This window comes from Neorhizobium sp. PAMB6716 (assembly GCF_058242805.1).
The window spans coordinates 326,249-337,257 of record NZ_JBZAYW010000002.1 but is presented as its reverse complement, the minus strand read 5'-3'; the positions used below and the strand labels follow the sequence as shown (position 1 = coordinate 337,257).

The 11,009-nt window shown below is 58.7% G+C and carries 8 protein-coding genes; 6 read left to right on the top strand and 2 right to left on the bottom strand.

The window, feature by feature from the left end; genetic code table 11:
- Positions 1-2: 2 nt before the first annotated feature.
- From AC4CWH_RS20110 to AC4CWH_RS20090, 5 genes are all read left to right on the top strand, one after another.
- Complete coding sequence (locus AC4CWH_RS20110; RefSeq protein ID WP_491287064.1) at positions 3-782, top strand: glycerophosphodiester phosphodiesterase; 780 nt, start codon at positions 3-5, stop codon at positions 780-782.
- A 79-nt stretch (positions 783-861) separates the two neighbouring features.
- Positions 862-2,439, top strand: coding sequence for an ABC transporter substrate-binding protein (locus AC4CWH_RS20105; RefSeq protein WP_491322070.1), 1,578 nt, complete (start codon positions 862-864; stop codon positions 2,437-2,439).
- A 10-nt stretch (positions 2,440-2,449) separates the two neighbouring features.
- Complete coding sequence (locus AC4CWH_RS20100; RefSeq protein WP_491322069.1) at positions 2,450-3,331, top strand: metallophosphoesterase family protein; 882 nt, start codon at positions 2,450-2,452, stop codon at positions 3,329-3,331.
- Between the two features lie 39 nt (positions 3,332-3,370).
- Positions 3,371-4,636, top strand: coding sequence for an alkaline phosphatase family protein (locus AC4CWH_RS20095; RefSeq protein WP_491322068.1), 1,266 nt, complete (start codon positions 3,371-3,373; stop codon positions 4,634-4,636).
- A gap of 198 nt (positions 4,637-4,834) precedes the next feature.
- Positions 4,835-6,097: an MFS transporter gene (locus AC4CWH_RS20090; RefSeq protein WP_491322067.1), complete on the top strand. Its 1,263-nt coding sequence runs from the start codon at positions 4,835-4,837 to the stop codon at positions 6,095-6,097.
- 580 nt (positions 6,098-6,677) lie between these two features.
- Here AC4CWH_RS20090 and AC4CWH_RS20085 read toward each other — a convergent pair.
- Both AC4CWH_RS20085 and AC4CWH_RS20080 read right to left on the bottom strand, forming a co-directional pair.
- Complete coding sequence (locus AC4CWH_RS20085; protein WP_491322299.1) at positions 6,678-7,931, bottom strand: type II toxin-antitoxin system HipA family toxin; 1,254 nt, start codon at positions 7,929-7,931, stop codon at positions 6,678-6,680.
- Complete coding sequence (locus AC4CWH_RS20080) at positions 7,924-8,235, bottom strand: helix-turn-helix domain-containing protein (RefSeq protein WP_491322066.1); 312 nt, start codon at positions 8,233-8,235, stop codon at positions 7,924-7,926. The genes AC4CWH_RS20085 and AC4CWH_RS20080 overlap by 8 nt, the downstream gene beginning before the upstream one ends.
- A gap of 265 nt (positions 8,236-8,500) precedes the next feature.
- Here AC4CWH_RS20080 and AC4CWH_RS20075 point away from each other — a divergent pair, with 265 nt between their 5' ends.
- On the top strand, positions 8,501-10,849 hold the full coding sequence (locus AC4CWH_RS20075; protein WP_491322065.1) for a hypothetical protein: 2,349 nt from the start codon (positions 8,501-8,503) through the stop codon (positions 10,847-10,849).
- Positions 10,850-11,009: the final 160 nt, after the last annotated feature.

Here is an 11,009-nt window from a genome sequence, read left to right as displayed (position 1 = left end):
CAGTGACCCACCAACCTATCTGGACGAGACCGCGGCATGCCGGCAATCGCACCTTTATCGGAGGCCATCGCGGCGCCAGCACACTGGCTGGTGAAAACAGTCGGGAGGCCTTTGAGAAAGCTATCGCTTCCGGTGCCGACTTCATCGAGTTCGACTGGCGACTGACCCGCGACGGGGTTCCGGTGGTCTTTCACGACGATACGCTGGAGCGACTGCACGGCGATGCAAGGGCAATCGACGAAATCGACCACAGTGATCTCTGCGCCATCCACCCAGCCGTGCTGACGGTTGCGGAGGGCTTGGCAATTGTTCGCGGACGCATCTCAGTCCTGCTTGATACCAAAGTCACAGAGCCCAAAGCCTTGGGCCACGGTCTCGATCTGATCGCGCCGGAGCTCGGCGAGGACGCGGCCGTTGCCTTCGGAACACGCTCGCTCGCCGCAAGCATGCTGGTGCGGCAGCAACTGCCGGACAGTCCGATCCTCGGCCTGTTTCGCGACTACGGCGACTACCCGCCGTTGCGCGAGATCGGCGGCGCTTGGGCCCGTCTCTGGGAAATGGATGTGTCGCGGGACGCCATTCGGCGGCTGCAGTCCATCGGTCTCAAGGTGATCGTCATGGCCGGTCAGCCGACCCATAACGGGGTCGGGGTCATCGCCCCGGAGGCGATGGCCACCCTGCTTTCGCATCAGCCCGATGCCGTGATGCTTAACGATGTCGAACTTGGTCTCGCTGCCCGCTCGACGCTCATTGTTTCAGAACCGAATTCCCTGCGAGGCTGAACAGAAGGTTTCCCACCTCACCGCCGCGGCCAATCGGCCGGTAATGCAAATCCCGACGTCTCAACCAACGGAGCCCATGATGCCCAACATCAACCGCCGCCTGCTGCTGCAGGGTGCCGCCCTCACCCCCTTCATCTTCGATTTCGTACCCTCGGCATTCGCCGCCGCCGGCGATACGAAGCGTCCCGATTTCACCGTCGCCGTCGCCGCATTGCCGGCCACGCTTGAGCCGGCCCGCGAACTCTCCAACGTCGGCACCCGCGTCACCTATTCCATCTTCGACACACTGATCCGTCGAGACTTTCTCGGCACGCCCGATGGCGGGGGCTCGGCACTGAAGCCGCATCTGGCGACCTCCTGGGAGCGTGTCAGCCCCTCAGAACTGATCGTCAAGCTGCGCCAGGGCGTCAAGTTCCACAATGGCGACGAACTGACGGCCGAAGACGTGGCCTACACGTTCCGCGATGGACGCCTGCGTGGCGAAAAGGCGCAGATCCCGGGCGCCAAGCCCTATTTCGGCGTGCTGAAAGATGTCGCCGCCATCGATCGCTATACCGTGCGCTTCACCACCAAGGTCGCCGATGTGCTGCTCGAACAGCGCCTCGCCTCCTGGTGCGCCTGGATCGTCAACAAGCGCGCCTATGAGGAAATGGGCTTCGACGCCTATTCGCGCACTCCTGTGGCCACTGGCCCCTACAAGGTTGTCTCCCACAGCCAGAACGAAGCGACGGCTCTCGAAGCCTTCGACGACTATTTCCTCGGCCAGCCGACCGCCAAGAAGGTGACCTTCCGCGCCGTGCCGGAACTTGCCGCGCGCGTTGCCGGTCTGGTCTCTGGCGAATTCGACCTGATCACCAACGTGCCCCCGGACCAGGTAGCGATCATCGGCGGCTATGACGACATCGAGATCCGCTCGGTCGTTCTTGCCAATGCCCATGTGCTGGTGTTCGATAATCACGACAAGCTTCTCTCCGACAAACGCATGCGCCAGGCGCTGACGAACGCCATCGATCGCCAGAAGCTCGTCGACACCCTGTGGCTTGGTAAGGCAGAAGTGCCCGGCAGCCATAACTATCCCGAATATGGCCAGATGTTCGTCGAAGGCCGCAAGCTGCCTTTCAATCCCGAGAAGGCCAAGGCCCTGCTCACTGAGGCCGGCTACAAAGGCGAAAAGATCGTCTACCGGACACAGGCTTCTTATTACACCAACGCTCTGGAAGCAGCCCAGGTGCTGGTCGAGATGTGGAAGGCCGTCGGCATCAACGCCGACCTGCAGGTGGTCGAAACCTCTGACCAGATGAAGGGCGAAGGTGCGCAGATCTTCAACTGGTCGAACTCGACCCGCTTGCCCGATCCGCTGGGCGCACTCTGGGTGGCCTGGGGTCCGGGCGGTGAAATCCAGTCGAAGGACGCGTGGTCGGTCGAATCCCGCAAGGCCTTTAACGAATACGGCAAGGCACTCGAAGCCGAGACCGATCCGGCCAAGCGCAAGGCCCTGTTCGTGAAGATGCTGGACACCTGGGAAGACGAAGCCCCGGGCACAATCCTCTACCAGCCCTTCGAAGCCTACGCGATCAAGAAGTCGATCCAGTGGCGTCCGACTACCTTCTACTTCATGGATCTGCGCCCCGACAACCTGCACTTCCCGCAAGCCTAAGGAGACACTCATGGCCAAGAGGCTGACCATCGTCCAGGTATCTGATACGCATCTGTCGCGCAGCCATGCCTGGTTCACGGCCAATTGGCCTGTCTTCGTCGAGGAAATGCGAACCTTGTCGCCCGATTTCATCGTCAATTCGGGCGACATCTCCTTCAATGGGCCGGAGCGACCCGACGATCTCGTCTATGCGGTTGACTGCCACCGGCAGCTTCCATCCCCGTGGCGGGCCATCGCCGGCAATCACGATGTCGGTGAAGCGCCGATGGCCTCACGGCTGAAGCAGCCAGTCAACGACACCCGTCTTAATGCCTGGAGGACCCACGTGGGGCCCTCTTGGTGGCTACAGGATCTGGACAAGCACAGCCTACGACTCCGGATGATCGGTCTGGACAGCGCGCTTATGGGGAGCGGTCACGAACAGGAAGCTGTGCAGGCCGCCTTCTTCGAAACAGCACTTGCGGAGCGTGACCGCCGCACCACCGTGGTCTTCACGCATATGCCGCCGTTCGGCACGGATCCGGACGATGCGGCCATTACCACCCATTGTATCCTGCCTGAGCCGCGCCGCTGGCTGCTCGACACGTGCCTTGCCCATGGGGTGACAGCACTTGCCGCAGGACACATTCACAAACACACCGAGCGTGAACACAAAGGCCTTCGCATCGTCACGGCACCGGCCACGTCGTTCGTCAACATGCCGGCCAACCCGCCGAGTGATATCAGCCCTATGCGTACCGGCTATCTCGTCTGGCATCTCGATGCAGACGGTCTTCGCCATCACGTCGTGCGGCCACGCCTCTTTCTCAACATTGACGCCAGCAATTGGACCGACGAGGCCAAGACCACGACCTCGATGCCTGAGCGACCGCTACCGGCCTATTTCGGCTGAACCGACAGTCTCACAAGCCAATTCGATTAAGGACAGATCATGGCCCACAAAATTGCAGTCATCGTCATGTGCGATGGAAATCGCCCGGATTTCATCACCGACGAGACGACACCCGTCATGGCGTCGCTCAAGCGCGCCGGCACCTGGTTTGCCAACCAGCGCGGCATATTTCCGTCCGCGACCCGTGCGTCCTCCGCCTCGATCGCGACGGGGTGCCATCCGCTTGGCCACGGTTTGCGCGGCAACTGCATGGGTCTGCCGATCGAAGGCGGTTTCGAATTCCACGATGCGGGCAAGCCGGAATTCTTCGAGACCTATCGCCGCCACTATGGCCGCATGTTGACCCGTCCGGCCCTGTCGGAGCGCGTCGCAGGTCTCCACGGCTCGATTATCGCCAGCAACGCTTCGCCGGGCGCTGCCTTCTTCCATGACAGCTATAGCCATGCCCACATGTACCACCGCGAACTCTGCTATGCGCCAGGCCGCATCCCCACTGGCGAAACCTTGACGACCGCAGCCGGATACGAGGGCGATGCGATCGTCACCCGGCGCTTCATCGAGGCTTTGTCGGAAAAACGTCCCTCCTCCGCCACCCTTTGGTTGTCAGAACCCGACAAGTCGATGCATGCAGCTCCGCTTGGCTCGCAGGTTCATCTCGCAGCGCTTGCCGGTGCCGACAGGCTGGTCGGCCAGGTAGCAGAGGCCGTGGAACGGTTGCGGGATGAGGGCCATGACGTGCTGTTCATCGTCGGTTCGGACCATGGCCACGAATCCGTCACCGAGGCGATCCCGGTCGAACGCCGGCTGTTCGAAGCCGGCTTCAAGTCGTCGCTCGACGGACCCGAAATCGTAGTTGCACCGCAAGGCTGCGCCGCATTCATCCATTTCGGTGGCAATGCTGCCGGTCGGCGTGTTGAGGCAGCCGACTGGTTGCGCGAGCAGCCCTGGGTGGAAGATGTGCTCATGGGTGAGGATCTGGCCGAACTTGGTCAGATCCCCGGTGACGACATCATCGCCATCGACATGGCCAAGACCGAAGGTGCCAACATCAACGGCGTTCCGGGACTGTCCGCCATGGCAGTCCGTTTCGACGAGGAGATCGGCGAGGTGCGCCGCGATTGCGGCATGCATGGCGGACGCGGTCGATATGAGACCAATCCCGTACTGATCATAGTGGGTGAAGGTTTCGAGGCTGGCCGCAAAGTGACCGAAGATAGCTCAATCACGGATATTGCGCCGACGATCCTGAGCCATCTCAGTTTGCTGGAAAAGGATATGGACGGAAGGGCGCTGCAGAGCCGATAGAGGCGCATGGCCGGCAAGTTCGACCTTGAAATTTGACGCCAAGGCAGGGAAAGAGCCTCAGAGTATGGCGCTCAGACGAGCGGCCTGAAACGCGGCCTTCGTAGCCCCTATCGTCGCCTTCGACCGGCAAATCGTGGATCCGACCTTGCGGTCGGATCCACGATTGCAAACGAGATAACCCTACCCTCGGGATTTTTCATGACATCACCTGACACGTCGAAGGATAGCTACACGACGACGCCCTCCATTGCTCGGCGTGGAACCTTTGCGGCGCTCAGTTATCGTAACTATCGACTGTTCTGGTATGGCAACTCGATCTCCTTCGTTGGAGACTGGCTTGATCAAATCGCCCTGAACTGGCTCGTGATCTCGACGACGAACGACCCGGTGATGCTCGGTTTGGTAAATTTGTGTCGCGGGCTGCCGATCATGCTGTTTGCAATGTTCGGCGGCGTCGTTGCCGACCGTGTCGATCGAAGAACGATGCTCATCTGGACACAGGCGCTGGCCATGTCCGTCGCCATCGGCCTGGCATGTGTTGTCACCTTCTTCAACGCATCGATCTGGTTGATCCTGATCCTTGCGGTCTGCCGCGGTATGATCGTGTCCTTCAACCTGCCGGCCCGCCACTCGCTTGTCTATTATCTTGTACCGCATGAGGCGATAGCGAGCGCAGTATCGTTAAATTCGATGGCACTCAATCTCGCAAAGATCATCGGACCTTTGGCGTCGGCCGGGCTCATTGCCAGCTTTGGCGTCACGGCCTGCTTCATCGCAAACGCGCTGAGCTTTACCGTCGTGATGGCTATGCTCCTGATGCTCGACGTGCCACCTCAAAAGGTCACACGCAAGCAAGAGAGCTTCCTCTCCAGCCTTCTGGGTGGCTTTAGCTATATGGGCCGCGAACCCGTTTTGCTGATGCTGGTTGCCGTCGCGCTGGTTCCGACATTCTTCTGCCAGCCCTACATCCAGTTTCTTGCGGTCTTTGCTGCACAAGTGTTCCATACCGGCGCCAGCGGCCTCGGGTTGATGACTGCGCTTGCTGCGGCAGGGTCGATATGTGGCGGTCTGCTTGCCAGTCGTTTGCAGCGGGATGCTAGACGCGGCTCGACCATGTTGATCTTCATGGCAGGCTTCGGCCTCTCGCTGATTCTCTTCGCCATGGCGCCGACCATGTATTGGGCAATCCCGGTGCTGTTTGCGGCAGGCGCTATGCACATAGCTTATAATTCTTCCAATAATACCATTTTGCAACTGACGGTCGCCGACGAGTTTCGAGGGAGGGTCCTGTCTTCTCTCTTCATGACGCGCGGCTTGATGCCGATGGGGACCGCCGCTATGGCTCTTCTCTCGACAGTGACAGGACCAAGGCCTGCTATGGCACTGATGTCCTTTAGCGTCGTGGTCTTCGCCTTACTCTTGTGGATGCGTATGCCGAAGCTTCGCCAACTGAAAGTTTGATTGATCGCTGGCAAAGATCTGATCATCTGCGGCTGTGTGTCACGGCGACGGGATCACGCGATAGCGTTTTTTTCACCGAGCAACACTCGGCCTGAGAGCGACGATCCGCATCAGCTTGCCTACTGTGGCCCGCTGATATTCCCTCCGGCCGAGCCGGAATACGCCGTGGATGGCAAAGAGCTGCACTACGGGACACGATCCTACCTCAGCGCATACTCGGTGTTGGAGAGCGGAAATAATTGCCGCTCGCTCGGTCCTGTTGACTGATGCCCAAAGCCAGGGCACAAATGTGGCATCCACGGTCGCTCGCGATGGGAAAAAGATAGGGAATTCAAAGGCAATTTTCTTAAGCCTCTGAAATCATGTGAGAATCCAGGTTCCCCAGCCAATCGGCCTGTCCTGCCGTTGGTGGTGGCCGCGTCGAATGGCAGCTTCCGAGCCTCGCGCCAAGATGCAGTAACGGCTGAAATGAAGGCGCAAAGCGGGCATAGCCTCAGCTCTTGAAGGGATTCGAACCAACAACCCGATCGGTACTGGTGGGCCACGAAACTGCTAACGCGTTACGGAAAAACACCAATTGCTAATCAGCGCACGTGCCGAGGATCGGCGACATCAGCTTGATGTGGGCATCAACCCGTTCCAACACTCTATCGGGTAGAACAGCTCGTTCAGGCAGAGACCACCAAGACTGGTTGACGCGCTCCACTGTCTCCGTAACAGCCTTCAGCACAGCAGCTTCCGGCAGTCGCGCACGATGAGCGAAGACTTTCCATCGCTGGGCGTTCATTGCCTTGAACGGCCTTTCACCGGCCAGCGACAGTGCCATGGCGTCCGACGGAATGTATGGCACGGTCGATAGCACATCATAGACTGGGGCGAGTGCCGGCTTGTCGCCCTTCCCATGATAAATCAGCGACCAATTCTTGAGATGCATGTCGCCATTGCCTGTCAGCACAGCCAAAGCCAGTCGTCGGACGAACTCGAGGGCTGCCGCTGAAGAAACGGCGACCCCAAGAACCGCAGCGATATCATGATATGCGGCCCCCTCATATTTTCGAGACGGATAGACGCCGAATACCTGCGCGAAATCTTCGATATGGACGCGCTCACCGCTGGCGACGCGATCGAAACGTTTGACGAGGAGGACTTTGCCGTCGGACAATGTCTCAAACTCCTCCGGGATACCCTCGAACTGCGATTGTTGCACGAGTTCGCGTTCCGGCACGTCCATACCAATCGCTTCGGCCAATGCGAGATTTGCAAATTCGTTTTCCGAGACACCGGGAAATGATGTCGATGGAAACTTGGCGATATATGAACCCTGCCCGTCGCCTAAGGGGATCGTCAGACCGCCGCCCTTGCCTGTGTTTTTGATGACGGAGAGTTTCATTTGCACGCCGGCGAGCGAAAACCGGGCCTTCGGTCTGGGGGGTGTCAAACCCTCATTACGAACAACGCTGCCTTCGCTCGGCACAATTCGGACAGCCCCCGGCAGATCCGATCCGAGTGCTGCAAGCAGGTCGAAATCATTTCCTGCTCGCACGCTGCCTGAATGGTGCTTCTCCATCGCCTCGCGCAGTTTATCCTCTGGAAGAAGGTTCGCAAAGAACGATGGCAAAGCCCTTGCGACAGGCTTCGGGTCCTTCCGCAAACCCCCATGTGCCGCGCGAAATGACAAACTGAGCACTGGAAAACCACCCGTCTGTCGATAGCTCTCCTCAAAGCTGAACGCGTTGAAGTCTCCCGGCGTCCTCACGATCATGCCGACCTTCAGGTCATTCAGCAGCACGTCCAGTGAGGTTATAGATCTTGGATCAAGAGGCGCATCAGACATTGCCATCACCATCAGGACTGGCGACGAAAGCAGGAAGGTCATCTTCGGCGCCACCTGGCTGCAGTAAAGCTTCAACCGCCGGGACCATGGCTTGCGGGATGAGCATCAGTTCCAGACCAAGCGCACGACCAATGTTGATCAGAGTGGTCGTACGGGCAGCGCTGACTCCAGCCTCAATCTCGCGGTACCGCGGTCGCGATATACCCGCCATATCCGCAACCTGCTCCTGGGTGAGGCCCAAAGTCTTGCGCGACGTCTTGAGCACCCGCCCTATCTCCTGAAGGGCCTCAGAATCCGACTTCATACGACACCTTAACGCTTCATCTTTCCCATTATGATATGTTTACGTATCTCACCGTATCTACTCATGTCAAACTAAATGCCGCCAATAGGGATCATAGGAGACGAAAAGATCTTCTTCCAGATCAATTTTGTTTCCTCTACTGATAGGATGTAAGGCAATCTGGGCACCGAAACTGGAAGCACACCCGCAATACACGCTTCTTTAAATGTCCGCTCCTATTCCCGCTCGCCCTCGGCTCCGGTGCCGAGGGAAACGGAATAAGAGCATGGCAAAACACGATCTTTCATCTCATCACTTTCAACGAAAAATCTCGGACTTCTGCGATGTGCGCATCGCGCCAATCACCTCACAGCGAGTTCTGGAAAGCATTCGGCCCTATCTCGTTGGTCTTGTCATCCATCGCCGGCCACCACCGATCGTTAGTGGGCGTATGGATTGGACAGCCATTGGCGAGGTATGCGGGATCGAAAAGGAATTGACAGCCGATTTGAAGAAGGCGCTCCGTCCCGGACTGGACGCGATTATCCGCTGGCTCGGAGAACCGCCTGCCGCCGATGACATACAGTCGACAAAAACACGCACGAAATTGCGCAATACCGTTCGGCGCAAGGTGGAAACTGCGACGCGTTCCCGACCGCGACAGATCCTCTCCGACAAAACCCCGGCTACCTCGTCATCAGTGCCGAGGGGACCACAACCGAAACCAATCAGCCCATTCCCTGAGCCATTGTTTGAGGCGACCGATGATCCGGCGAGCTTTAGCGATGCGCTCGTTTATCACATGCGCCGGTTCGGCGAGAGCTACTGGCAACTCTACCGCGCCGTCGTTCGACTGGGCGAGACGTTCGATGACAAGACCCTGCTATCATGGGTTCAGGGCGAGCGCGTTCCGCGATCTCTGACGAGCTTCGAGATCCTGTCCCGTATCGAGCGGCGCTACCGACTGGGACAGGGCTATTTCAAAGCGAAGCTGCCGCACCAATCCCGCTCCCTATACGGCCATGATATGGGCGACATCAGTGCGGCGGAACGGCGACGACTTGCATGGCATCTTCCTGATAATTTCAGCAGCTTGCCGTTCTCTAAGCGCGAAGAAATCATCGAATGGGTGCGCCGGGTCATCACCTCGGGCTCAACCGACTATCGTCGCTACCAGGCGGCGGCAACCAAACAGCGTTATGCAATACGATTTCCGGGGATCACCTATGGCGGAGGCATCCTGTCCCCACGACCGCAAATGAACCCGGACAGCACGAGCCACAATCCCGAGGCCTTTGAAGATCCTGATCTCCTATCCGGCGTAGTCGATGCGCCGCCGCGGTTGGCTATGGAGATGGCCGATCTGATCCGCTTCAAGACATCGACGCTGACCGCAATCGGCTTCCAACGAAATGGAGTTTGGGGAGAGGAAACCGCATCCCAGAAGGTCGAGCATCTCGGCCTCATGTTCGGTGCACTCGCTGCCTCACCCGCCAGCGTCGTCAAAGGGCGCGGTGTGCCGCTCAGCCAACTGACCTTTGGACTGTTGATCTTCCCGGGCGTCTGGGACTGGTACCTCCAATGGCGGGAGCAGCGCCGCGGCTTCTACACCAAATGGGAAGAAGACATGCTGATGGTGGCGCAAGCTCTCACGCGGGCGGAGGTGGGCTGGATCCGCCAGCATCCAGAGCTCCTGAAGAAGGTTCAGCCAATCGAAGGGCTGATCGCGCCGGAGGAGATAGAATTCGCAGCACGTGACTGGCATGGCGCCTGCGACGCATTCCACCGGCATGCTGCCAATCGCTCGAAGGAAATCCAGCGTGTCATGCGCGTGCATCGCGATCCATTCGAGCCGATCATGGTAGTCCTTGAAGCAGACAGCCCACTGTCGGAATATCGCAAGATCACAGATGAGATCCTGAAGCGTATGCCGGATGAAAATCGTTATCCACGGGCAGCAGCCGAAGCGGTCCGCTCTTTCCTTTTGCTGCGCCTCGGCCTTCATCTTGGGCTTCGGCAAAAGAACCTTCGCCAGCTTCGTTTGTGCCCACGCGGGCATTTCCCGACTTCGGAGCGACGGCTGGAAGACATGAAATGCGGTGAATTGCGCTGGAGCGATCGAGAAAACGGATGGGAGGTCCTCATTCCATCAATCGCCTTCAAGAACTCAGGCTCATCATTCTTCGGACAAAAGCCGTTTCGCCTGATCCTGCCGGATTTGCTCGACCTCTACAAATACCTTGAGGCCTATATCGATCGCCATCGCGGTGTGCTGCTCGGTTCAGCGAAAGATCCCGGCACCTTTTTCGTCAAGACGGTGAAGACGAACAGTCTGGACGCGGCATACGATTCCACCAAATTTTATGAAGCATGGCGGACAGTGGTCCAACGCTACGGCATCTACAATCCCTATACCGGCCGCGGAGCCATCAAGGGCCTGCTGCCGCACGGACCGCATAATCTTCGGGACATTCTGGCAACGCATATCCTCAAGCAGACCGGATCGTATGAGCAGGCGAGTTATGCCATCCAAGACACACCGGATGTCGTTCAGCAGCACTACGGCCGATTCTTGCCGCAGGACAAGGCGGCGCTTGCGGCAAAGATCCTCAATCAGGTTTGGGAAGCCGCATAGCCGCTCGGATGAATGGCTGCTCCACATCGCCCATGCAGATGCAAACCAAGCCCCGCATCTGTATGGGCCCTGCCGGTCGTCTCCGCCTTGATGAGATCTGAACAGAAAACCCGTGATTTATGCGGCAGCAAAAGCGTTAGACTCAAACGGTACGCCTGCT

Excerpts from the sequence above, each read along its gene's own strand:
- AC4CWH_RS20105 (WP_491322070.1), top strand. The coding sequence starts at position 862 with ATGCCCAACATCAACCGCCGCCTGCTGCTGCAGGGTGCCGCCCTCACC.
- AC4CWH_RS20100 (WP_491322069.1), top strand. The coding sequence starts at position 2,450 with ATGGCCAAGAGGCTGACCATCGTCCAGGTATCTGATACGCATCTGTCG.
- AC4CWH_RS20095 (WP_491322068.1), top strand. The coding sequence starts at position 3,371 with ATGGCCCACAAAATTGCAGTCATCGTCATGTGCGATGGAAATCGCCCG.
- AC4CWH_RS20090 (WP_491322067.1), top strand. The coding sequence starts at position 4,835 with ATGACATCACCTGACACGTCGAAGGATAGCTACACGACGACGCCCTCC.
- AC4CWH_RS20085 (WP_491322299.1), bottom strand. The coding sequence starts at position 7,931 with ATGTCTGATGCGCCTCTTGATCCAAGATCTATAACCTCACTGGACGTG.
- AC4CWH_RS20080 (WP_491322066.1), bottom strand. The coding sequence starts at position 8,235 with ATGAAGTCGGATTCTGAGGCCCTTCAGGAGATAGGGCGGGTGCTCAAG.
- AC4CWH_RS20075 (WP_491322065.1), top strand. The coding sequence starts at position 8,501 with ATGGCAAAACACGATCTTTCATCTCATCACTTTCAACGAAAAATCTCG.